The organism is Hymenobacter sp. BRD128 (assembly GCF_013256625.1).
Classification (GTDB): Bacteria; Bacteroidota; Bacteroidia; order Cytophagales; family Hymenobacteraceae; genus Hymenobacter.
In genome coordinates, this window is record NZ_CP053908.1 from 2,107,821 (window position 1) to 2,131,509 (window position 23,689).

The 23,689-nt window shown below is 63.2% G+C and carries 20 protein-coding genes; 13 read left to right on the forward strand and 7 right to left on the reverse strand.

The genetic code is table 11. The features are described 5' to 3' along the window. Positions 1 to 22: 22 nt before the first annotated feature. The 4 genes from hslV to GKZ68_RS09330 form a co-directional block, all read right to left on the reverse strand. A complete protein-coding gene (gene hslV, locus GKZ68_RS09315) occupies positions 23 to 565 on the reverse strand; it encodes an ATP-dependent protease subunit HslV (protein WP_173113619.1) in 543 nt (180 codons plus the stop codon). A 186-nt stretch (positions 566 to 751) separates the two neighbouring features. Further along, positions 752 to 3,316, reverse strand: coding sequence for a TonB-dependent receptor (locus GKZ68_RS09320; protein WP_254244234.1), 2,565 nt, complete (start codon positions 3,314 to 3,316; stop codon positions 752 to 754). Positions 3,317 to 3,496: 180 nt separating this feature from the next. After that, the gene (locus GKZ68_RS09325; RefSeq protein WP_173113625.1) at positions 3,497 to 5,167 is read right to left on the reverse strand and encodes a pyruvate dehydrogenase complex dihydrolipoamide acetyltransferase; all 1,671 of its coding nucleotides are present in this window, start codon (positions 5,165 to 5,167) and stop codon (positions 3,497 to 3,499) included. A gap of 86 nt (positions 5,168 to 5,253) precedes the next feature. After that, a complete protein-coding gene (locus tag GKZ68_RS09330; protein ID WP_254244235.1) occupies positions 5,254 to 5,907 on the reverse strand; it encodes a histidine phosphatase family protein in 654 nt (217 codons plus the stop codon). A gap of 138 nt (positions 5,908 to 6,045) precedes the next feature. Between GKZ68_RS09330 and GKZ68_RS09335 the strand changes: the two genes are divergently transcribed. From GKZ68_RS09335 to GKZ68_RS09380, 10 genes are all read left to right on the forward strand, one after another. Continuing rightward, positions 6,046 to 6,480, forward strand: a complete 435-nt coding sequence (locus GKZ68_RS09335; RefSeq protein WP_173113628.1) for a hotdog fold thioesterase — start codon at positions 6,046 to 6,048, stop codon at positions 6,478 to 6,480. 6 nt (positions 6,481 to 6,486) lie between these two features. After that, positions 6,487 to 7,713: a chorismate-binding protein gene (locus GKZ68_RS09340; RefSeq protein ID WP_173113631.1), complete on the forward strand. Its 1,227-nt coding sequence runs from the start codon at positions 6,487 to 6,489 to the stop codon at positions 7,711 to 7,713. Between the two features lie 143 nt (positions 7,714 to 7,856). Continuing rightward, on the forward strand, positions 7,857 to 9,995 hold the full coding sequence (locus tag GKZ68_RS09345; protein ID WP_173113634.1) for a M28 family peptidase: 2,139 nt from the start codon (positions 7,857 to 7,859) through the stop codon (positions 9,993 to 9,995). Positions 9,996 to 10,003: 8 nt separating this feature from the next. Beyond that, positions 10,004 to 11,890: a 2-succinyl-5-enolpyruvyl-6-hydroxy-3-cyclohexene-1-carboxylic-acid synthase gene (gene menD / locus GKZ68_RS09350; RefSeq protein WP_173113636.1), complete on the forward strand. Its 1,887-nt coding sequence runs from the start codon at positions 10,004 to 10,006 to the stop codon at positions 11,888 to 11,890. Between the two features lie 96 nt (positions 11,891 to 11,986). Further along, on the forward strand, positions 11,987 to 12,811 hold the full coding sequence (gene menB / locus GKZ68_RS09355) for a 1,4-dihydroxy-2-naphthoyl-CoA synthase (RefSeq protein ID WP_173113639.1): 825 nt from the start codon (positions 11,987 to 11,989) through the stop codon (positions 12,809 to 12,811). A gap of 223 nt (positions 12,812 to 13,034) precedes the next feature. Beyond that, positions 13,035 to 13,499: a DUF305 domain-containing protein gene (locus tag GKZ68_RS09360; protein WP_173113642.1), complete on the forward strand. Its 465-nt coding sequence runs from the start codon at positions 13,035 to 13,037 to the stop codon at positions 13,497 to 13,499. A gap of 436 nt (positions 13,500 to 13,935) precedes the next feature. Further along, positions 13,936 to 14,712, forward strand: coding sequence for an alpha-amylase family glycosyl hydrolase (locus tag GKZ68_RS09365; RefSeq protein WP_173113645.1), 777 nt, complete (start codon positions 13,936 to 13,938; stop codon positions 14,710 to 14,712). A gap of 99 nt (positions 14,713 to 14,811) precedes the next feature. Continuing rightward, complete coding sequence (locus GKZ68_RS09370) at positions 14,812 to 15,252, forward strand: DUF3459 domain-containing protein (protein ID WP_173113648.1); 441 nt, start codon at positions 14,812 to 14,814, stop codon at positions 15,250 to 15,252. Between the two features lie 57 nt (positions 15,253 to 15,309). Then, positions 15,310 to 15,900, forward strand: coding sequence for a DUF1877 family protein (locus GKZ68_RS09375; RefSeq protein ID WP_173113651.1), 591 nt, complete (start codon positions 15,310 to 15,312; stop codon positions 15,898 to 15,900). Between the two features lie 61 nt (positions 15,901 to 15,961). After that, on the forward strand, positions 15,962 to 17,077 hold the full coding sequence (locus GKZ68_RS09380; RefSeq protein WP_173113654.1) for an AMP-binding protein: 1,116 nt from the start codon (positions 15,962 to 15,964) through the stop codon (positions 17,075 to 17,077). A gap of 147 nt (positions 17,078 to 17,224) precedes the next feature. Here the strand turns inward: GKZ68_RS09380 and GKZ68_RS09385 are convergent, their stop codons facing one another. The 3 genes from GKZ68_RS09385 to GKZ68_RS09395 form a co-directional block, all read right to left on the reverse strand. Next, on the reverse strand, positions 17,225 to 17,992 hold the full coding sequence (locus GKZ68_RS09385) for a hypothetical protein (protein WP_173113657.1): 768 nt from the start codon (positions 17,990 to 17,992) through the stop codon (positions 17,225 to 17,227). A gap of 105 nt (positions 17,993 to 18,097) precedes the next feature. Next, on the reverse strand, positions 18,098 to 19,624 hold the full coding sequence (locus GKZ68_RS09390) for a TlpA disulfide reductase family protein (protein ID WP_173113660.1): 1,527 nt from the start codon (positions 19,622 to 19,624) through the stop codon (positions 18,098 to 18,100). Between the two features lie 70 nt (positions 19,625 to 19,694). After that, a complete protein-coding gene (locus GKZ68_RS09395) occupies positions 19,695 to 21,143 on the reverse strand; it encodes a TlpA disulfide reductase family protein (protein WP_173113663.1) in 1,449 nt (482 codons plus the stop codon). A gap of 185 nt (positions 21,144 to 21,328) precedes the next feature. On the opposite strand from GKZ68_RS09395, the gene GKZ68_RS09400 reads away from it, so the two are divergent. From GKZ68_RS09400 to GKZ68_RS09410, 3 genes are read left to right on the forward strand one after another with little or no spacing between them, the layout of a single operon-like run. After that, complete coding sequence (locus GKZ68_RS09400) at positions 21,329 to 21,808, forward strand: ABA4-like family protein (RefSeq protein ID WP_173113666.1); 480 nt, start codon at positions 21,329 to 21,331, stop codon at positions 21,806 to 21,808. Beyond that, the gene (locus tag GKZ68_RS09405; protein ID WP_173113669.1) at positions 21,786 to 22,640 is read left to right on the forward strand and encodes a hypothetical protein; all 855 of its coding nucleotides are present in this window, start codon (positions 21,786 to 21,788) and stop codon (positions 22,638 to 22,640) included. The genes GKZ68_RS09400 and GKZ68_RS09405 overlap by 23 nt, the downstream gene beginning before the upstream one ends. Before the next feature lie 36 nt (positions 22,641 to 22,676). Further along, entirely contained in the window at positions 22,677 to 23,684 is a 1,008-nt protein-coding gene (locus GKZ68_RS09410; protein WP_173113672.1) for a sensor histidine kinase, read from the forward strand. The last annotated feature ends 5 nt before the right edge of the window (positions 23,685 to 23,689 follow it).

Here is a 23,689-nt window from a genome sequence, read left to right on the forward strand (position 1 = left end):
AGCATGACCCTAAAAGAAGGAATTACGCCGGCTCGGCGATAATCAGGTTGTGGTTGGTGTAAATGCAGATATCGGCCGCGATGTGCAGGGCGTCTTCCACCATCTGGCGGGCGGTGAGGTGCGGGGCGTGCTTTTTGAGGGCTAGCGCGGCGGCCTGGGCGTACATGGCGCCGCTGCCGATGGCGGCCACGTCCATATCGGGCTCCAGCACGTCGCCGGTGCCGCTCACTATCAATAGCTCGTCTTTGTCGCACACCACCATCATGGCTTCGAGCTTGCGCAGGTACTGGTCTTTGCGCCAGTCCTTGGCTAGCTCGATGGCGGCGCGCTTGAGGTTGTTGCCGTAGGCGGCGAGCTTTTCCTCGAAGCGGTCGAGCAGCATAAAGGCATCGGCCGTGGAGCCGGCGAAGCCGGTCACGACCTTGCCATCGTTTAGCTGGCGCACTTTGCGCACGTTGTTTTTGGCCACGTGTTTGTCCATCGTGGCCTGGCCATCGGCCCCGAGGGCAATCTGGCCGTTGTGGCGCACACCGAGCACGGTGGTGGAGCGAATTTTTGGGAGCATGGGGCAAAAATACGCCGGCCCACACGGGAAATGAGTTGACACAAAAAGAACGTCATGCTGAGCTTGTCGAAGCATCTCTACCGCGCCAGTAGGATTAGTACCCTAGCGGCGCGGTAGAGATGCTTCGACAAGCTCAGCATGACGTATTTATGTGTTCGTTCTCCTGAATTTACTTTAGCCGACGCCTTAAAACCGCGCTTGCAGCTTGGCGAAGAGGAAGCGGCCGTTGCTGCCCATTTGCACGGGGTCCCAGGCGCCGCCGGTTTCGGTGGCCTGAGGATTGAAGAAATTGGGGTATTTGTTGAACAGGTTGGAGCTGCCCAGCGACAGGCGCAGCTGGTTGGTGAGGGCGTAGCTCAGGGCCACGTCGGTGGTGAGGCGCGGGTCGTAGTTTTCGGGGTCGCCGTTGTAGTCAATCAGCTTCACGCCGCCAAACTCCACGAAGCGCACCAGCGCCCCGAAGCGACCTACGTTGTAGTCGAAAGTCAGGTTGACTTTGAAGGGCGGGGCCGAGGCCTTCACAAACGCCTGCTCGCGCGGGCCGAAGAAAATATCTTCCTTGCCGGCCAGCTTGGGCGTGGTTTGCACGCTGGTCACATTCAGGCGGTTGAGGTTGCCGGCCAGCGTGGTGGTGAGGCGGCCGCTGCCCACCCCTTGCGTGTTGGCCACCACGGCGTCGAGGCCCCAGGTGGTGGTAGAGGCCGCATTGGCGAAGAATTGCGCCTGGCCCACGTTGAGGCTAGCCAGCGTGGCCCCGATGGCACTGTCGGTCTGGTCGAAGGTGCCCGTGAGCACGATACGGTCTTGAATGTGAATGTAGTAGCCATCCACCGTGAAGCTCAGCAGCGAGCCGACGCGCCCCGTGAAGCCGACGCTGGCCGAGCGCGACAGCTCGCGGGTGAGCGGCGGAATGCCCACGGCCGTGGTCACGGGGCCGTTGTTGCGGTCGAGCAAAATGTCAATCGGCTTGCCGCCCACCACGTTGGTAAACACGGTGTTGAAGTTAATCTGGGCTAGCGAGGGGGCCCGAAAGCCGGTGCTCAGCGTGCCGCGCAGCGAGAAGTTGTCGCCCAGCTTGTAGCGGGTGGCTAGCTTGCCGGTCACGTTGCTGCCAAAGTCGGAGTAGTTTTCGAAGCGCACGGCGCCTTCCACCAGCCAGGCCTTGGTCACGTCGAGCTCGGCATCGGCATACAAGCCGATGTTGTTGCGGCTCGCCTTCAGCTCGTTGCGCGGCTGAAAGCCCGGAAAACCCTGCGCCCCGCCGGGTACGCCCGCATTGGGCGTGTAGTTGGTGTAGGAGGCAGCTTCGCCGGCAAAAATCTGGTACCACTCGCGGCGGTATTCACTGCCGAAAGCCAGGTTCAGCCCCTGCGCAACGGTCTTGAAATTGCGGCTGATATTGAGGTCCACCACATCCTGCTGCAGCTGGAAGCCACCCGCGTCGAAGCTCGTGGGCGACGTGGCGCCGAGGGTGGCATTAAGGGTGTTGCGCACGCCGTAGTGAAAACGATTCGAGCCGAATGTATTGCTCAAATCCACGTCCCAGCCGCCGAAGGTGCCGCGCACGCCCGCCGCGCCCTGGCCGTCGAAAATGGCGCTCGTGATGATGGGGTCGAAGCCGTTGGGATACAGCGTGGCGTTGCTGCGCGGGTTCGGAATGGGGTTGCCGAGGCTGTCGCTGATGGTCGGGAAGCGGGTGTAGGCGTAGGCGTCGCCCCGGCGCACGTTGATGCCGCCAAACACGTAGGCGTAGATGTTCTCGCTCAGGGGCAGCTTGCTGTTGAGGTAGGCCGAGGTATTATACATCTGCGGGTCGCCGTACTGGCGGCGCTGAATACCGTCGGGGGCCGGCACGTTGGCCCGCTGGGTGTGCTGGCGCTGGTTGAAATCGGCCGTCACGTTCACGAAGCCGCCCTTGCCCACGCCCACACCGTAGTTGGCATTCACGTTGAGATTGCCGCCGTCAAGCTTCTGGTCATCGAAGCGATACTTGGCCGTATAAGCGCCATAGTTTACGTTGGCCGTCAATTCTTTAACGGAAGTCTTGAGTACGATATTGATAACGCCCGCAATGGCATCCGAGCCGTACTGGGCCGAGGCGCCATCGCGCAAAATCTCGATGCGCTCGATGCTGGCGGCCGGAATCGTGTTCAGGTCGGTGCCGGTGTTGCCCCGCCCGCGCGAGCCAAACAGATTCACGAGCGATGATTGGTGCCAGCGCTTGCCATTCACGAGCACCAGGGTCTGGTCGGGGCCTAGCCCGCGCAGGCTGGCCGGGTCCACGTGGTCGGCGCCGTCGGCGCCGGTCTGGCGGTTCGAGTTGAAGGAAGGGGCCACGAATTGCAGCAGCTGGTTCACGTCGAGTTGGCCGGTTTTGGCCGTCACCTCGCGCACGTCGATAATATCGACCGGCGAGGGCGAGTCCGTCACCGACCGGTTCACGCTGCGCGAGCCCACTACCTGCACGTCGGCCAGGGCGGTGGTGCTGGCGGCCAGCCGCACGGTCAGGGGGCCATCGCCGGCGGCCACTTCCTGCGCCGTGTAGCCCAGGCCGCTGATGAGTAGCCGGGGCTGGGCCGTGCGCGCCCGCAGCACAAAGCGCCCGCCCGGGTCGGTGCCGGTACCGTTGTTGGTGCCCTTTTCGACCACCGTGGCTCCAATTACGGGCTTGCCGTCGGCATCCAGCACCTGCCCGGTCAGGGTGCGGGTTTGGGCGTGGGCCTGGCTGGCCACTACGAGCAAGGGCAACAAGAGTAGTTTATTTCTCATGCATCTGGCTGTTATAAGGTAAAAGCCAAATGTACACGAGCTTTTCGCCTGTCACCTATGCGCTGAAGGTCTCAGCCTTATTTTAAACAGAAAAACCAGCCCGACGGGGCTGGTTTTTAAGGTCATTTTGACAAAAAACAGCGAATTAATCCGCCGCTAGCCTCAGATGAGCATCCGCATGGGGTCTTCCAGCAAGCCCTTGAGGGTCTGGAGGAAGGCCGCGCCGGTGGCGCCATCTACCACGCGGTGGTCGCAGCTCAGCGTCACCTTCATGATGTTGCCGATGGCCAGCTCGCCATTTTTCACCACGGCGGTTTGCTTGATGCCCCCCACGGCCAAGATGCAGGCATCGGGTGGGTTGATGATGGCCGTGAATTCGTCGATGCCGAACATGCCCAGGTTTGAGATGGTGAAGGTGCTGCCTTCCCACTCGGCCGGCTGGAGCTTCTTGGTTTTGGCCTTGCCGGCCAGTTCCTTCACCTCGGTGGCAATCTGCGACAGGCCCTTGCCATCCGCATTGCGGATAACCGGCACGAGCAAGCCCTCATCGACAGCCACGGCCACGCCGATGTTGATTTGCTTGTTCTGGCGAATTTTATCGCCGAGCCACGACGAGTTGATAACCGGGTGCTGGCGCAGGGCCACGGCCGACGCCTTGATAACCATGTCATTAAACGACAGCTTCACCGGCGACAGCTCGTTCATGCGCACGCGGGTTTCCATCGCCTTGTCCATGAGAATTTCCATCGTGAGATAGAAATGCGGAGCTGTGAACAGGCTCTCGGACAGGCGCTTGGCAATCACCTTGCGCATCTGCGACACCGGCGTATCGGTGTAGGTGCCGTCGGCCGCAGCCGGGGCGGGCGCGGCGGCCGGCTTGGCAGCGGCCGGCTGCTCGGGCAGGGCAGCCTGAATGTACTCGCTGGGAGCCGAGGCCGGCGCGGCGGCCGGACTTGCTGTCGGCGCGCCGGCCTGGGGCTGCGCGTTTTCGAGGTCGCGGGCCACAATGCGGCCGTTTTCACCACTGCCTTTAATCTGGCGCAGGTCTACGCCCTTGTCTTTGGCAATGCTCTTGGCCAGCGGCGAGGCTAGCAGGCGGCCGGTGCTTTCGGCCGGCGCGGCAGCGGCCACGGCGGGTACGGCGGCGGCCGGGGCAGCGGGCACCGGGGCGGCCCCGCCGCTCTGGCCACCCAGCAGGGCCTGAATATCAGCACCTTCCTCGCCAATAATGGCCAGCACGCCATCGACGGCTACGGCCTCACCCTCCTTGGGGCCGGTGTAGAGCAGGGTGCCATCTTCGTAGTTTTCGAGCTCCATCGTCGCCTTGTCGGTTTCGACTTCGGCCAGCACGTCGCCAGATTTCACTTTATCGCCTACTTTCTTGAGCCAGGCCGCGATGGTGCCTTCGGTCATCGTGTCGCTCATCTTGGGCATGCGCACCACGGTGGCCTTCTTGCCATTGGCGGGCGCAGCGGGGGCAGCCGGAGCGGCGGCCTGGGGCGCCGGCGCCGGGGCCGCTACGGGGGCGGGGGCAGCGGCCGGCTGGGGGGCGCTAGCCCCACCCTGGCCATTGAGCAGGCCCGAAATGTCTTCGCCTTCCTTGCCCACGATGGCCAGCACGCCATCAACCGGCACGGAGTCTTTCTCTTTGGGGCCGATGTAGAGCAGGGTGCCGTCTTCGTAGTTTTCGAGCTCCATCGTCGCCTTGTCGGTTTCGACTTCGGCCAGGATGTCGCCCGACTTCACTTTATCGCCTACTTTCTTGAGCCAAGCCGCGATGGTCCCTTCGGTCATCGTGTCGCTCATTTTCGGCATTTTTATAATTTCGGCCATCGGAGTTGCAGGTTGGGATTGGAGGTCAAAATTAGCCGCCAAAACGTGGGGAAACAATTGGCCGTGCGGCCAGTAGGGAGCCGAAGTTAGCGCGCGCCCGTCAAGTGGCTAACGTCCAAAAAATTGCGAATGGTATAGTACCCGCCCGTGCGGTGCAGCTTGTAGAGGCAGAGGTTCTGGTGCTCAAAGCCATCCATGTAGCGCAGCGGGTAGCCGAGCAGCTGGCACAGCAGCACGCGCAGGGCGCGGCCGTGCAGGCACACCAGCACGATTTCATCGGCGGGGCGGCTTTCGAGCAGCTCAATAAACGGGCGCTGGCGGGCGGCTACCTCGGCCGGGCTTTCGCCGCCGGGCAGGCGGGCATGGTCGTCGCCGGCCTGCCAGGCGGCTAGCACGCGGGCATATTCGGCGTCTTCCTCGGGTGTGATGCGGGTGCCCTCGCGGGTGCCCCAGCTTATTTCGTTGAGGCCGGCGTGCTCCTCGTGCGGCAGGCCAGTCTCGATGAACTGCTGCACCGACTGCCGCGTGCGCCTGAGCTTAGACGTATAAACGCGGGCAAAGGGCATAGCCTGGTAGGCCGCCCAGAACTGCGCGGCCTGCTGGCGGCCGCGGTCGTTGAGGTCGGAGTCGATGCCGCTGCCCTGCACAATATTCTGCACGTTGAAGTCGGTCTGGCCGTGGCGAAGAAGGTAAAGCTGCTGAACTGGCACGGGCGGGGGCGGAGTAGTTTTGCCGAACAATGCCGTAAAGTACGGGTTGGCTACTGCGTTGTTTGCTTTTGGCGGCAGGGTAAAAGTCGTTTGTCCCTGCGAGCCTGCGAACCGAAGGTCGGCCTAGCCAAGCAAGAACGCACGAGCGTAGCTTACTAAACTTAGATAATGACTCTCGACGACGTAAAAACCTGGGTGGCCCACCGCCCTACCCTAGCCGACGCGCTGGGCATTGAGCTGACCGCCATTACTGCCGACTACCTCGAAGGCCGCATGCCCGTGGATGGCCGCACGCACCAGCCGATGGGCCTGCTGCACGGCGGCGCCTCGGTGGCCCTGGCCGAAACGCTGGGCAGCATCGGCGCCGCCACCCGCATCGACGTGACGCGCCAGGCCTGCGTGGGCCTCGAAATCAATGCCAACCACATTAAAGGCGTGCGCGATGGCTGGGTGCGCGGCCGGGCCACGGCCCTGCACGTGGGCCGCAGCACCCAGGTGTGGGAAATTCGCATCACGCACGAAGAAACCGGCGCGCTGGTGTGCATCAGCCGCATCACGATGGCCGTGATTGACCTGCCGGCCACCAAGGAAAAACAGGCTTAACGACGCATGGCAGAACCCCGGCTCCTTTCCTGGCCCGCAGTGGCTAGCCCCGAGGCGTGGGCCCGGCTGCGCCACCTGGCGGCGGGCGCCCTGCGCACGGGTCGGCCGCTGGCCATTTGGCGCGAGCCGGGGGCTAGCCACCCGCGCCTGCTGGTGGCGCGCGCGCTCGAAGCGTCGTATACCGGGCTGCCACCGGCGCTCGATGCCCAGGCGCCGGCCGGCTTCGCGTTCTTCCCGTTTCGCGACTCGGACCACAACCCGGCGCTTTTTTTGCCCGCCGATGTGCAGTATGACCTGGCCCGGCCCGATGCGGTTAGCATTGCGCCCGCCGCCCGCGCGCTGGTGCCCAACATCACGGCCTGGCTAGCCCTGCCCACGCCGCCCGCGCTGGCCTGGCACTACAGCCAGCAGCCCAGCCCGCCGGCCGCCACCGAGGCCGAGTACGCCCAGCTGGTACGCACCGGCGTGGCCGCCATTGAGGCCAAAGAGGTGGTCAAAGTGGTGACCTCGCGGGTGGCGCACCGGCCGCTGCCGCCGGGCTTCGACCCGCTAGCCGCCTTCCAGGAGCTGAGCCAGCACAACCCGCGCGCCTTCGTGTCGCTGGTGAGCGTGCCGGGCGTGGGCACCTGGCTGGGCGTATCGCCCGAGGTGCTGGCCGAGGTCACGGCCGATGGTTTTTTTCATACCATGGCCCTGGCGGGCACGCAGCCGCTGGTGCCCGGCCGCTCGCCGCAGGAGGCCATCTGGCGGCAGAAGGAGATTGAGGAGCAGGCGCTGGTGGCGCGCTACATCGTGAGCTGCTTCAAGCAATTGCGCCTGCGCGAGTACCACGAGGCGGGGCCGCGCACGGCCGTGGCGGGCCAGCTCTTGCACCTGCGCACCGACTTTGAGGTCGATTTGAAAAACGTGCTCTCGCCCGCCTCGCTCGGCACCGATATGCTGCGGCTGCTGCACCCCACCTCGGCCGTGGGCGGCATGCCTAAGGTAGCGGCCCTAGCCTTTCTGCACCGCTACGAAGGCTACGACCGCGCCTACTACAGCGGCTTTCTAGGGCCAGTAAACGTGGCTAGCCCCGGCGTGTCGCGCCTCTACGTAAATCTGCGCTGCCTGCAACTGCGGCCCACCGAGGCCATCCTTTACGCCGGCACCGGCCTCACCGTGGATTCGGACCCTAGCCGCGAGTGGCAGGAAACCGAGCTGAAGCTGCAAACCGTGGCCGCCGTGTTGGGGTAGGCGTAGGAAATGGGGCCGCATGGGGCCTCTATATTACTGTGGTATAGTCAAAGCGTATTGAAAGAACATTGTAAAATAGGACGTCATGCTCATCTGGCGTTTTAGTCTCCCCAAAAGCTAAACCTTTTCCAACTCCTCCGCCGATGCGCCTGCTTCCGCTACTTTTATTTTTAAGCAGCTGCTGGGCAGCCGCGGCCCAGGCGCCGCTACCGGCCTTGCTGCAAGCCTACGCGCGCACCAGCGCCGTGACCGGGCGCGAGGCAGCAGCCAGCCAGTTTATCGAGCGGTTATTTAAGGCCGGCACGCTGCGGCACGACCGGCTCGGCAACCTCGTGCTGGTGCTGGGCAGCGGGAGTCCGCGCCGCCTGCTGGTGGCCCCGCTCGACGAGCCGGGCTACGTGGTGAGCCAGATTCAGGCCAATGGCTACCTGCGGGTGGCCCCGGTGGGTGGTGGCGCGGCGGGCCCGTTGTTTCACCAGTTTTTGGAAGGGCATGATGTCCGTATCGGTACGGCTAGCGGGCCGCGCAACGCCATTTCGGGCGTGCCGTCGTCGCACTACGACAACCTGCGGGCGACGCCCGAGCGCACCCTCCCCCCCTTTTCCTGGCAAGCTGCTTACCTGGATGTGGGCGCCGGCTCGGCGGCAGCCGTGGCCCAGCAGGGCATTCACTTGCTCGACCCCGTGACGCTGGAAAAGAAGCCGGCGCTGGTGGCCCAGCAGTGGGTAGCCGCCCCGGCCATGCGCGAAAAGGCGGCCGCCGTGGCCCTGGCCACCGCCGCCCAGGCGCTGCTGGCCGCGCCGCCCGCCGGCACCACCGTCATCGCCTGGACGACCCTCGACCTGCTCAACGGCAAGGGGTTTGAGGCAGTGGCCAATCAGTATGGCCCTTTTAATGAGGTGTACCGCTTCGACCGCAATTTGGAAGCCGAGGCCCCCGGCACGGGCCAGTTTCTAGCTGACCAGGAATTTACGTCCCTACCCGGCCAAACACTGGCGCAGCCCACCCGGCCGGCCCGCAAGCCCGTGCTGCCCAATGCGCAGCTCGCCAACGCCCACACCTACCTGCTGGGCCTGCCCGCCCGCTACGCCCACACGCCCGTCGAGGCCGTGGCCGTGGCCGACGTGCAGCCGCTCATTCGGGCGTGGCTGGCGGCGGCGGGTGCGCCGGCTACCACTGCCGCCACCGTACCTAGCCCACCCACCTTGCCAAATCTGCCCGCGCCTGCGTCTACGCCCGCAGCCCAGCTGCTGGCGGGCCTAGTGGGCCAGTACGGCGTGAGCACCGCCGAAGCGCCCGTACGCGAGTTTATCGCCCGGCAGCTGCCTAGCTGGGCCAAGCCGACTACCGACCAGGCCGGCAACCTCACGCTCAGCTTTGGCCAGGGCAAAAAGCACCTCGTATTCGTGGCCCACATGGACGAGGTGGGCTTCGTAGTTGATTCCATCCGGCCCGATGGGCGGTTGGTGCTCAGCATGAAGGGCGGCGCGTTTCCGTGGCTGTGGGAGGCGCAGCCGGCCCTGCTGCACCGGCCGGGCCAGGCGGCGCTGCCGGCCGTGTTTGAGCCGCGCCCGCAGTACCTGAGCGCTGCCAAGCGGCTAGCCGCCGGGTCGCTGACGGTGTTTGCGGGCTTCGCGTCGGCGCAGCAGGCACGAGTGGCCGGCATTGAGCCGGGCCGCACCACCGTAACCATGCCCAAGGCGCTGCGGCCACTGGGCCCCAACCGCGCCGCCGCCCGCGGCCTCGACGACCGCGTGGGCTGCGCGGCGCTGCTGCTCAGCTTGCGGCAGCTCAACCCCGCTAGGCTGCCCTGCCGCGTCACCTACGTGTGGTCGACGGGCGAGGAAATCGGCCTGCTGGGCTCGGCCTTTGCGGCCCAGAGCCTGCGCGACGCCGACGTAGTGTACCCGATTGATACGTTTGTATCGTCGGACGCGCCGCAGGAATCGCCCGCGTTTGGCAACTGCCCGCTCGGCCAGGGCGCCGTCATTCGGGTAGTGGAGAGCATCAACTTTGCGCGGCGCGACCTGGTGCAGCACGTGCACACCCTGGCCGACCGCCAGCACATTGCCATTCAGGAAGGCATGACGGTGGGCGGCACCGACGGCCTGGAATTTATGAACTACGGCATTCCATCGGTGCCGCTGTCGTGGCCCGGCCGCTATTCGCACTCGCCCGTAGAAGTGCTCGACTACCGCGATATAGCTAGCCTGGTGCGCCTGCTCGGGGCCCTGCAAACGGAGGCCCCGGCCACCAAGTCCGCTCGCCCTCCCAGACTTTAATCGACTGCATGAATTCCATCCAAGCCGTTTTCAACATCGCCGAAATCTGCGCCCGGCACGGGATTACCGACGTTATTCTGTCGCCGGGCTCGCGCTCGGCGCCGCTCACGCTGGCCTTTGCGCGGCACCCGGCCTACCGGGGCAAGCTGCGCGTGGTGCCCGACGAGCGGGCCGCCGCCTTCATCGGGCTCGGCATTGCGCAGGCCACGCGGCGGCCGGTGGTGCTGGTATGCACCAGCGGCACGGCCGGCCTCAACTACGCGCCGGCCGTGGCCGAGGCGTTTTTTCAGCAGATTCCGCTGCTCGTGCTTACCGCTGACCGCCCGCCCGAGTGGATAGACCAGCTTGATGGCCAAACTATCCGGCAGCGTAACTTGTACGGCGCGCACGCCAAAGGCACGTTTGATTTCCCCGCCGACACCTCGCACACCGACGCCAAATGGCACGGTGAGCGCCTCCTCAATGAGGCCATCAACCTGACCCTGGCGGGCCCGGCCGGACCGGTGCACGTGAATGTGCCGCTGCGTGAGCCCTTTTACCCGCAGGCGGGCGAGGAAGTCGGCTACGAAGCGGATGTGAAAATCATTCGTGAAGACCACTCGAATACCATTCTGCCGCCGGCCGAAATCCTGGACCTGCGCCGCCAGCTGCGCGATGCGGGCCGGGTGCTGGTGGTGGCCGGCCAGCAGGCCGACAGCCCTAGCCTGGCGGCCGCGCTCTACGAGTTTGCCCAGGCGCGGCAAGTAGCGGTGGTGGCCGACAGCATTGCCAACCTGAGCGAGGTGCCCGCCGTGCGGCACCACGACGTTTTTCTGGCGGGCCTCGCGCCCGCGCAAAAAGCCGACCTGCAACCTGACCTGCTCATCACCTTCGGCCAGTCGCTGATTTCCAAGAGCCTGAAGCTGTTTTTGCGCGATGCTGCGCCCGCCCAGCACTGGCATCTGCAGGCCGCCGGCGAGGCGGCCGATACTTTCCGCAGCCTCACGCGGATTATTCGGGTGCAGCCGGCCGTGTTTTTTCAGCAGCTGGCGGTGTATGAAACCAAGGATTATAACCGGGCGGCCAGCTCGCATCCGGCCGCTTTTCTCAGCTTGCGCGAGGCTCAAAAAGTCACGGCTGATGCGGACCCCACTGAGGCAACCGACTCGCTGCCCACGCTTGATTCGACGCTCCTTATAGCTCCCGATTCGCTGCCCCCGGCTGGCTCGATTACCAGCGAGCCTACGGCGGCCGGCTTTACCTGGCAGCACGCCGAAACGGCGGCAGCAAATTTTTTAAGTCGATTTTTCGCGTCTAAAGACCAGCCGTTCAACGAGTTTTCGGCCTTCCGCCGGGCGCTGGCTAGCCTGCCCGACGACACGGCGCTGCACCTGGCCAACAGCATGGCCGTGCGCTACGCCAATATTCTGGGCTTGCCCGAAGACCAGCAAATCGACGTGTTTGCCAACCGGGGCACCAGCGGCATCGATGGCTGCACCAGCACGGCCGTGGGCGCGGCGCTCGCCCAGCCCGCGCGGCCGGTGGTGCTGCTCACCGGCGACGTGGCGTTTTTCTACGACCGCAACGCGTTCTGGCACAACTACCCCGCGCCCAACCTCCGGGTGGTGCTTTTTAACAACCACGGCGGCGGCATCTTCCGGCTCATCGACGGGCCGCGCCAGCAGCCCGAGCTCGACGAGTTTTTTGAAACCCACCAGGCCCTCACGGCCGAAAACCTGTGCCGAGATTTTAGCCTGCGCTATTTGCCGGTGTCGTCGTTCGACGAACTCAATGCCGCGCTGCCGGTTTTCTTTGCAGCCGAAAGCGGCGCGGCGGTGCTGGAAATCTTCACCGATTCTAAAACCAACGCGGCCTTTTTTGAAGAATACCGCAAGGCCGTGAAAGCGGCTTTTTAGCGCAAAGTTTCGCTAGGTTAAAAGAGGTTTCGCAATCCTATTTTAACCTAGCGAAACTTTGCGAAACTTCTTTTAACCTAGCGAAACTTTGCGCTCATGACTGAATCCATCGCGTGGACCCCGATTAAGGAGTTCCAAGAAATTCTTTTCTCCCAGCACGGGGGTATTGCCAAAATCAGCATCAACCGGCCGCAGGTGCACAACGCCTTCACGCCGCTTACGGTGCAGGAAATGATTGAGGCCATGGACATTTGCCGCAACCGCACCGACATCGGCGTCATCATTCTTACCGGCGAGGGTGGCAAGGCCTTCTGCTCGGGCGGCGACCAGAGTGTGCGCGGCCACGGCGGCTACGTGGGGGCCGACACGGTGCCCCGCCTCAACGTGCTCGATTTGCAGAAGATGATTCGCAGCATCCCGAAGCCCGTAATTGCGATGGTTGCCGGCTGGGCCATCGGCGGCGGCCACGTGCTGCACGTGGTGTGCGACTTGACCGTGGCGGCCGACAACGCCCGCTTTGGCCAGACCGGCCCCAAGGTGGGCTCGTTCGACGGTGGTTTTGGGGCTAGCTACCTGGCGCGCATCGTGGGCCAGAAAAAAGCCCGCGAAATCTGGTTTCTCTGCGACCAGTACGACGCCCAGGAAGCCCTCGATATGGGCCTCGTTAACAAAGTAGTACCGCTAGCCCAGCTCGAAGAAACTACCGTGGCCTGGTGCCACAAGATTCTGCAAAAGAGCCCCCTAGCCCTGCGCATGCTAAAATCGTCGTTCAACGCCGAGCTCGATGGCCAGGCTGGTATTCAGGAGCTCGCCGGTAATGCCACGCTGCTGTATTACCTGAGCGAGGAAGCTAAAGAAGGCAAAAATGCCTTCCTGGAAAAGCGGCAGCCTGACTTCTCGAAGTTTCCAAAATTTCCGTAGGGAACCGTGTAGCTTTTGCTAGCCAAACGTACAGAACTTCTGCCAAGGCAGGAATTCTGTACGTTTTTTATTTCTCGAGTATAATATTGCCAGCCAAATAGTTAGCCAATAATACTGCCCCCATAAGCAGGAGCTAAAAATTACGACTGGCTTCCAAAAAGCCGTAACCCTCTGCCAGCTTGGGCGTTGAGTATAGCATCTGTACCTAGCTTAATTTCCGCCCATGCAACAGAATATGCCGCACAACCACTACCCCAAGTTCTTTCTGATGCTTGGCGTATCGTTCCTCACTATGTATGTGGTGATGTACCTTAACACTTACGAGTGGGACCATGTGTATTTCAGCCTGATGCGCTTCTACATGACGTGCCTCATGATTTTACCGATGGGCCTGATAATGATGGCATTTATGTCTTCAATGTATCCCCGGCGCGAACTCAATCTGATTATTGCCGGCGCGGTCACACTGCTGTTCGTGGTGATATTTTTTATTATGCGCACCCAAACTTTCGTGAATGATACGCGGTGGATGGAAGCCATGATTCCGCACCACTCCATTGCCATTCTCACCAGCGAGCGCGCTAATATCCAAGACCCTGAAGTACGTAAGCTAGCCGACAGCATTATTAGCGCTCAAAAACGCGAAATCGGCGAAATGAAGCAACTGATAAAACGACTGAAGAAATGATAGCCACCTATGCAAAAGACCCGCTAGTTAAGCGGGTCTTTTGCATAGGTGGCTATTAGTCAATCAGAAGCTGAAGCCTAGCGCGTGCAGGCAAGCGCACCAGCCAAAAAAGAGCCGCTTATTTTCGTGTTTACGCAATTTTTTCAACGCTTTGGCGCGGGTTTTAACGGCGGCCAGGATGGGGCAGCGTGCTACTGTTGCATCGGGAGCGCTTCCGGTAGCTGGTACCGATTCGGGGCTGTAAGTTGGGTGGGCATCCATAGCAGAAACAGCTTTTGTGCGCGGTAAGTATACAATATTTTTTGTGAAAAAGCAAGTACTCACTCACCTTATTTCAGCAAATAGCGGCTCCGGCAGGTAGTTACTTTGTACTTTCTGCTTCTTTCCTACTGCCATGAAAAAACCCTTGCTTTTGGCTTTGCTCAGCCTTTGCTGCTTGTCCCAGGCTTTTGCGCAGCCCGCGTCTTCTACGGGCCCCAGCCCCGCCCCAGTTGCTCACCCGGCCTGGATAATGCAGGGCAATATCTACGAGGTAAACGTGCGCCAGTACACACCAGAGGGCACGCTCACTGCCTTTGCCAAGCACCTCGACCGGCTGCAAAAGATGGGCGTGGAAACGCTGTGGTTTATGCCCCTCAACCCCATCAGCAAGGTAGCCCGCAAGGGCAGCTTGGGTAGCTACTACGCCGTGGCCGACTACACCAAGCTCAATCCTGAGTTTGGCACCATGGCCGACTGGCAGCAAATGGTGCGGGCCGCCCACGCCAGGGGCATGAAAGTGATTATCGACTGGGTGCCCAACCACACCGGCGCCGACAACCGCTGGCTGACGCAGCACCCCAATTTCTTCGTGAAGAATAAGGAAGGCCAGCCAGCCGTGGCCTTCGACTGGGACGATACCAAGCAGCTCGACTATAAAAACCCCGAAATGCAGGACAGCATGATTGCGGCCATGCGCTACTGGGTGAAAACCAGCGACATCGACGGCTTTCGCTGCGACGTGGCCTGGAACGTGCCGGCTAGCTTCTGGCGGCGCGCCATCCCGACGCTGCGCCAGAGCAAAAGCCTGTTTATGCTGGCCGAGGGCGACAGCGCCTACCTGCCCCGCAGCGGCTTCGACGCGGTATATCCGTGGCACATGTTTCACGCCATGGAGAAGGTAGCCGCTGGCCAGCGCCCCGCCACGGCGCTCGACAGCGTGTACCGGGGCTAGCAGGGCAGGTATCCGAAGGGCACGATTGAGCTGTACTTCACCAGCAACCACGACGAAAACAGCTGGAACAAAGCTGATTATGGCTCCTTTCCCGGCCGGGTGCACGCGCCCTTTGCCGTATTTACCCAAACGATGGCCAACGGCGTGCCGCTCATCTACAGCGGGCAGGAGGAGCCGGTGCTGCGCCCGCTCAAATTCTTCGACAAGGACCCGATGACCTTTGGTAAGTACGAGCGGGCCAAATTTTACCAGACGCTGCTAGCCCTGCGCAAGCGCAACCCGGCCCTGGCGGCCGATGCGTCCTTTCGCAAGGTGAGCGTGGGCGACGACCGCGCGGTGTACGCCTACGTGCGCGAAAAAGCCGGCAAGAAGGTGCTGGTTATTCTGAATCTGTCGAATAAGGAGCAGACTATCAGCGTCAAGGAAAAAGCCTTGCAGGGCCGGCCGTACAACCTGTTTATGTACACCAACGAGCTACTGACTACTAAGCCGTGGAAAGTGGAGCCGTGGGGCTACGTGGTGTATGAGTATGGGCGGTAAATAATGTAAAGGCTAACGCACAGCTTTAGCTAATAGATAGCAAGTACACCGTACCTCATGGCGCTCGACCTTACACTTTGCCTTGTTCCTAAGCAAATTGAGGCACTTTTTTCTAAAGCCTTGCTTAGTAAGCCTTATGCGGAATGGATGGAGTTTATTCCGGGCCTGCTAAGGGGAAAAGATTTCGCCGACATCCAAGATAACGGCCTTGCCGAGCTTACAAAAGATGTGGAGGCGCTTAGCCACTTTTTTCACTTTACCGAAGATTATTACTTCTATGATGTCAACAGGAGTTTCTCCACGGTTGATTATCTATTCAACGAATACATAAAGGCAAATTCTCTGCCTATACAACCCGATATATTATGGGAAGGCGGCAACGCCTTTTCTACTATAGTTGCCACGCAGGGAATGCCTATTAGGCTCTATGACGAAACGCAAGTGCGCGCTATAGCGCTCTTGCTGATTAACCTTGAATTCGCTGATTTGCTGAAGTATTATGAGTATGATAAAATGCTGGAAGCAGGAGTTTACAAATTGAATTCCCTCGAAAGACGAGAGTCGTTAAAAGACACGTTTTACACTGTTAAGTATCTTTTTTTAGCAGCTTTTAGCGAAGGGCTATTGGTATTCAAGGCAATTGATTAATAAATGGCCGCTGAGTAGCTGGGCGGCCAGCTGCTTATCGTGGCAGGCCTAATTTTGCCCCATGCCCAGCCCCAACCTCCCTACCTCGCTCCTGCTCAACGGCCGCGAGTTCACCTACGACAGTATTCAGCAGACGCCCAACCCGCACACCAGCCTCAATGGCTACGAGGCCAAGGTGCTGGAGCTGCTGCGCCAGTGGCTCACGGGTGCCCAGGAGTTTGGGTTGCGCACCTCGGGCAGCACCGGGCAGCCGCAACTTATCACCCTGAAGCGGCGGCAGCTGGCCGCCTCAGCCGCGCGCACCGGCGACTACTTCGACCTGGGCCCCGGCGACCGGGCGCTGGTGTGCCTGAACTGCGATTTTATCGGCGGCAAGATGATGCTGGTGCGCGGCCTGGAGCGCCACATGCGCCTGACCGTGGTAGAGCCCCACGCCGACCCGTTCGACTTCGTGCCGGCCGACGCGGAGTTTGATTTTGCGGCTTTCGTGCCCCTGCAAATGCGGGCCGTGCTGGCCGCCGGGCGGGCTAGCCGGCTCAATAAAATGCGGGCCATCTTGGTGGGCGGCGCGCCGGTAGAACCCAGCTTGCTGCGCGAGATTCAGAAGCTGAAAGTACCGGTTTACCTGACCTACGGCATGACCGAAACGGCCTCGCACATGGCTTTGCGCCGCCTCAACGGCCCGCCGGCCAGCCCCTACTACCACGTGCTGCCGGGCCTGCACCTGGGCCAGGACGAGCGCGGCTGCCTCACGGTGCGCGGCGACGTGACCGATGATAAACTCATCGTCACCAACGACCGCATCGAGCTCATCGACAAGCACACTTTCGACTGGCTGGGCCGGGTCGATTTTGTGATAAACTCGGGCGGCGTGAAGGTGCAGGCCGAGAAGGTGGAGCTGGTGCTCGACGTGGCCCTGGCCGAGCTGGGGCAGACGCGCCGCACCTTTGTGGCCGGCCGGCCCGACGAGCGTCTCGGCCAGGCCGTGACGGCCTACGTGGAGGGCGAGCCCCTGGCGAGCCCCCTCGAAAAGCGCCTGCTGGGCCTGCTCACCGCCCGCCTCGGCAAGTACGAGCTGCCCAAGGCCGTGGTGTACGTGCCCGCTTTCAAGGCCACGGCCTCGGGCAAGCTCGACCGGGCGGCCACGCTGCGCGGGGCGGATGCACCACGCCGCTAACGCTACTCTTTGGGCCTGAAGGTATTAACGACAGTTTTTACTGGTTGCGCTAACTGGCAGCCGTGGGCACGCGGCCGCAGGAAGCCGCCCGCTCAACGCTAACCGCACGGTGGGCTTTATGCACTCAATTCGCAAGTAATCAATAGCTTAATTACCATATGAGCGCTGCCGCAGGCGGCTGTCCACCCCGTGAATACGCAGGTCTTTCTGCGAAAACAGCGGCTCGTGGTTACGCCTGATGCGCAGCAGGGGCGCAATCAGAATTTTGGCCCGCAGGTAAAAAATGGGGCCGCTGATTTCGCGGCGCACCACGGGGTCAACAAACAGGGGCTGCCGCCAGCCCGCGCCCGCGCCCAGACTGGCCCAGGCAAACAGGCGCATCTCGGCCGCTACCGAGGGCTCGACGAGGGCAATAAAGTCGCGCGGCGTGCGCGAGCGCGTGCCCGGCACGTTGTCGTCATTGTACTCGACGCGCACCGCGCCCATGCCGGTTTGCAGGTTGGCATCGAGTTCCCAGCGCGGGTTTTCGAGCACCACGTATTCGCTGTAGAGCGCCACGTTGTAGAAGCGCAGGGTCGCATCGGGCTCGTCGGCGGCATTGTCGGGCGGCGCGAGGCGGGTGGGAATGCGGCTGCTGAGGAAGTAAAACGCCGCGCCGGTACGCACCCGCCCGCGCCACTCCAGGCCCAGCTTCAGGCCGTTGATAATGGAGAAGTGGCTGTTGATAATGGAGTAGCGCGAGTCGATTTGGAGCACCAGCCGGCGCTTAGCAAACACCGGCGAGGGCCTGGACGAGTCGGGTGGGGCAATGGGCGCCGCGCGGGCGCCGCTGGCCAGGCTCACCGCTAGCAGTAACGCCCACAACCCGCTGCCGCCAGCCTTCCCAACCCGCCAAACTACTTGATTAGCAAACACAAACACCTATAGTAATACCTGTAGCAGGGTACGCGCCGCGCACCCGTTCCGTTATAATGAAGCTAGTATGTAGAAAACCCAGAGGCACTTAACCGGCACTCCGGCCTAAGGTTTCAATGCCTGCTCCAGGGCGTTGTCGATGGCGGGGCTGGTAGAAGGCCGGGGCGGATTGTTGGCCCGGATGCGGCCATCGCGCCCAATGAGCCAATAGCTGGGAATGGCCTGCACGTTAAAGGCTTTGGGAGCCGCGCCATTAAACGCGCCACCGTCGTGCAGCTGCACGGCGTTGGGGCTAGCCACCTGCTTGGTAGCCAAGTAGTTTTGCCAGTCGGCAGCCTGGCCATCGAGCGATACGTAGAGAAAAACCACGTCGCGGCCGGCAAATTTCTTGCGTAATTCGAGGCTGGCTGGCATCTCAGCCAGGCAGGGCGCGCACCAGGTAGCCCAAAAATCGAGGTACACCACCTTGCCCCGCAGGCTGCTGAGCGACACTTTTTTGCCGCTGGCGTCGGCCAGGGTAAAATCGGGCGCGGGCTGGCCAGTGGCCAGGGCCAGGTGGGCCCGCACGGCCTGGCGCACGGCGCGGGCAATGGTCGAGTCGTGGTTGTGGGCCCGGAAATCGGGCAGCAGCGGGCGGATGTCGGTGTGCGCGCTCTCGACCCTGCCCAGTAGGTACTGGCCCACGGCCACGTCGCGCACGCGGCCATCGCCGAGCACATCGGTTGCCTTCTGGTAGAGGCGGCGGCCCGCATCGCGGCCGGTGGGCAGGTTGCCGTCCTCATCATTGAGTTGGGTGAAGCCGTAGGTCATCAGTAAGCTCTGAAAAGCACTCTGGGCCAGAGCCGAATCCTGGCGTTCGAGCTGCATTTCGCGCAGAAAATCGTAGTAGCCCACCGGCAGCGTGGCGTAGCCACCCTGCCGCCGCTCGGCCGACTGCCGCGAGGTGTAGCTGAGCAGCGAGCTGGCCCACTCAGCGTCGATGGCCTGGCGCTGCTGATGCACGAAGGCGGCGGGCAGCGGCTTGGCCGCCGCGTAGGCCGTGAGGGCGGCCAGCCGCTGCTGGCGGTAGCCATCGGCCACGCGGCGCAGCTCGGCGGCACTGAGGCGGCCGGCGCGGGCATCAGGGGTGCGGCCGGCTTCGTCGTCTTGGCTGGTAGCCAGCGCACTCTGGGTCAAGTAGTTGTTGGCATTGGCGCCGCGCCCGGCAAAGGCCAGGGTGCGCTCGAAGCGGCTGGGTTCGAAGGTGAGGCGCAGGGCATCGCCGGGCGTGAGGTAGAGCGTGGCGTAGGTGTTATCATACCCTAGCCGGGCCTCGGTGGGTGCGGCCAGGCCGGCCAGCACCAGCCGAAAATCACCGGCCGGGCTCAGCTTCGCTTCTACCGTTTGGGTGAGGTGGCCGCGCCAGTCGGGGCCGTAGCTAAGGCTGATGGTGCGGGTAGTAGGCTGGTCGACGTGGCCGCTCACGGTGGTGCCGCCCGCCACCGGCGCGGGCGCCGCCTCCCGAAATGCCGGGGCTTTAAATGGCAGCGGGGCCGGGCGCTGGGCCCACCCAGCCAGCGGCAGCCCGGCTAGCAGCAGCAACGGCAACTGTCGATAAATAAAGGCGTGCCCAAAGGTCCGAATACGTAGCATAGCACCCATAACGAAACGGGCAATAGCCCTAGCTATACAAAGATAGCCGGGGCTAGGCCCCTGGTACTGGCTAGTTTTTGAGCGCGGCCTCGATGGCGGCCACGGTTTTGGGGCCGTCGGAAGGACGCGGGGCGTGCGTATCAACGATGCGGCCATCGCGGCCGATAAGCCAGTAAGTCGGGTAGACATTTACTTGGTAATCAGTAGCTACCTGCCGCGATTCGCGTGGCTCGCGCAGGTGCACGCTGTTGGCGCTGGTAAATTGCTTGTCAAGCAGCGTTTGCTTCCAGCGGTCCTCGGGGTCGCCCATCGACACGTAGAGAAACACCACTTCGCGGCCCTCAAACTGCTTTTTCAGCGCGGGGGCCGACTCAGTCATTTCCTGCATGCAGGGGCCGCACCAGGTACCCCAGAAGTCGAGGTACACCACTTTGCCCTTAAAATCGCTGAGCGATACGGCTTTGCCCGTGGTATCGCGCAGCGTGAAGGCGGGGGCAAGTTTGCCAGGACTCAGGTTTTGCTTTTTGGCCATGCTCAGGCGCAGGTCGCGGGCCAGGGTCGAGTCGGCATTGTGCTGCTTAAATGTGCGGTAGAATACCTGGGCACCAGCTACGTCGGCGTCTATCTTCCAGCCCATTAGCATTTGCATGGCCATGTTGAGAATTTTGCCCTCGCCCAGCTCCTGGGTGGCCAGCTTGTAGAGGCGCGGGCCTTCGGCGGGGTCGGTGCTGAGCTTGCCGCTGGGCACCAGGCGGTCTTGGTAGGCGTAGAGAAACTGCGCCACAGCCGTGTTTTCATCGAGGCCGCGCATGTGCTGGCCCAGCTCGCGCAGCGGCAGCTGCGGCACAAAGCTGAAATACGCCGGGTTCACGGGCTGATTGGGCCCCGACTCCGCCGTATTCTGGGCCCGGCTGAACCCCAGGTAGTCGAGCAGCTGCGTGCCCCAGGCCAGGTCGATGCCAAACTCGGCATCGCGGCGGAAGGCGGCCGGCAGCGGGTGCGCCTTGGCATATTCGGCCAGGAAGGCCCGCCGGCGCTGCCGAAACGCGTCGGCATTGCGGCGCATTTCGGCGGGCGTCATGCGGGGATTTTGCTTCAGCCGGTCCAGCGGCCGCAGGTCGTCGCCGGGCGGGCTGTACTCAAATTTCCTCTGCGACTGCGCCAGGTAGTTGTTCACGTCGGAGCCTTGCCCACTATACACCAGGCTCTTATCGAAGTCTTTGAAATCGAGCGTCATCCGCAGCTGGTCGCCGGGCATGAGGTAGAGGCGCGTGCTTTGGCCGGCGTAGGTAAAATGCACCGGCGTAGTGCCTGGCAGGTCCTTAAACTCAAACTGGAAGTCGCCGCCAGGGCCGAGCGGGGCTTTCACGCGCCGCTCGCCCACAAACAGGCGCACCGTGTCGCCAGCCGGCGCGTGCTCAAGGTGCCCGCCGAAGCGGGTGACGGGCGGGGCGGGCGCCGGCGCCGCCAGCAGGTGGAGCGTGGTGCTCAGCGCGAGGGCAGGCAGGAGGGGCAGCATAGGCGATAACGGCTTGGGGTGGAAACAGGTACGGCAATATAAGAGCCTGCGCATTAGCAAGTGGCTGCTTCACCCCGGCCCTTGGCGGCTTGGCCGGCCGGCTAGGGTGCCTCACCCGGTTTGGGCTGGCAGTGGGCGCGGCAAGCACGTAGTTTTGATGCAGTTAGCACTTCTCTTTTAGTTCAATGCTCACCCCCGATTTCCTGTTTTCCGTGGCCAACCCGCTCGCGCTGCTGGGCTGGGCGCTGCTGGTGCTGGCTCCGCGCTGGCGCTTTACCAAAATACTGGTAGTCAGCGGGGTGTGGCCTTTGGGGCTGGCCCTAGCCTACGCGGTGCTTATTGCCACGCACTACCTGGGGCCGCACGGCAGCGAAGGCGGCTTTGGGTCGCTGGCGCAGGTAGCGGCGCTGTTTCAAGACCCCTGGGCGCTGCTGGCGGGCTGGGTACATTACCTGTGCTTCGACCTCTTTACCGGGGCCTGGGAAGTGCGCGATGCCCAGCGGCGCGGCGTGCCGCACTGGGCGCTGGTGCCGGCGCTGGGGCTCACATTTTTGTTTGGGCCGGTGGGGCTGCTGGTGTATTTCGGCGCGCGCCGCCTGTTCGGACAAGATGCTTTTTCTCAATCTCTTACCAATCAAACCCATGAAAACGCTCTCACTCGCTAATTTCGGCTCGGCCGCCCCTAGCCCGGCCACCGCGCCCAGCCTAACCCAGCGCCTGGCCGACGCCCTGCGCACGCTGCACCGCGTGAACCCCGCCCTGAGCTACACGGGCTGGCTCAATGTAGGCCTGGCCGGGCTGGCGCTAGCCTTGCTGCCCCTCGACCACCGCCACGTCACCGGGGTGCTGGTGTGGATAAAGCCGCTGAAGTTTTCGCTTTCCATCGTGGCCTATGCCTGGACGCTGGGCTGGCTGCTGGCCGACCTGCCCGCCCCGGCGCAGCGGGCGGTGCGCCGCCTCAGCGCCGGCGTGGCCCTGAGCATGGTGGTGGAGCAGGCCGTTATTTTCATCCAGGCCGGGCGCGGCACTACCTCGCACTACAACGTCAGCAGCCCGCTCAATGGGGTGTTGTTTGGGCTGATGGGCGTTTTCATTGCCGTTAATACGGTGATGACCATCTGGGCCGGGTACCTGGCCTGGCGCTACCGGCCGCACGGCCCGGCCGGCTACGTGTGGGGCCTGCGGCTCGGGCTGCTAGTGTTCCTTATCGGCTCGGTGCTGGGCGGGTTTATGATTCACAATCAGCAGCATACGGTGGGCGCGCCCGACGGCGGCCCCGGCCTGCCGGGCCTGGGCTGGAGCACCGTGGCCGGCGACCTGCGCATTGCGCACTTCCTGGGTATGCACGCCTTGCAGGCGCTGCCGCTGCTGGGCTGGGCGCTCAGCCGCCGGGTGCCGCGCCGGGCGGCCGTGCTTACGTGGGTGGGCACGGGCTTGTATGCGGCGGCGGTGGCGGGGCTGCTGCTGGGCGCGCTGGCCGGGCGGCCGCTGCTGTAGCCGCCGGCTAGCCCCTTAGTACCGACCTTCGCCTGCATGAACGACCGGCGCTTTCTGCTCTTTGGTATCCCTTTGCTGGCCGCACTTGAACTGGTGCCCCGCGGCGGCTACAGCCAGCCGCTGGGGTGGCACTGGCTGGTCGACTACGGCGTGGCCTTGGTGTTTACCGTCACGCTTTGGCTCGGCAACCGCGCACTGTGGCGGCGGTTGCTGCGCCGCTGGCCGCTGCCCGCCGCTACGGCACGGCGCCTGTGGTGCCTGGCCGCCGCCGGCGTGGCCTACACCGTGGCGGCCTCGCTGGCGCTGGCCGTGCTGCTGGCCGCGCTGCAAGGCTACCACCTGCGCCCGGCCGCCGAGCTGCGCGAAATCAGCCTGAACCTGGTATCGACGTTTATTGTGCTGCTGCTCTACGAAAGCCGGCACCTGTTTGAGCAGTGGGAAGCCAACCTGCGCCGCGCCGACCAGCTGGCGCAGGCCGGCACCCAGGCCCAGCTCGATGCCCTGGCCCAGCAGCTCGACCCGCATTTTCTCTTCAACTCCCTCAACACCCTGGCCGCCCTCATCGAGCCCGGCAATGAGCCCGCCCAGCACTACGTGGAGGGGCTAGCCGACGTGTACCGCTACGTGCTGCTGAGCCGCGAGCGCCCCACCGTGCCGCTGGCCGAGGAGCTGGCTTTTGTGCAAACCTACGTGGCGCTGCAAAAAGTACGCTTTCGCGACAACGTGCAGGTGCACTATGAGGTGGCCGAGGCCGCGCTGGCCCGGCGCGTGGCCCCGCTCAGCGTGCAGGTGCTGGTCGAGAATGCGCTCAAGCACAACGAGGCCTCGCGGGCCCGCCCACTGCACCTGCGCCTGGTGGCCGATGCCGCCGGCCTGCGCGTCGAAAACACCTGGCAGCCCCGCGCCGCCGGGCTAGCCCCCGGCACCGGCACGGGGCTAGCCAACGTGCGCCAGCGCTATGCCCTGCTCGGGGCTAGCCAGCCCGTGCGGGTGCAGCAGGCGGGCGGCATCTTTGCCGTAACCTTGCCGCTGCTGCCTGCCTAGCCTGC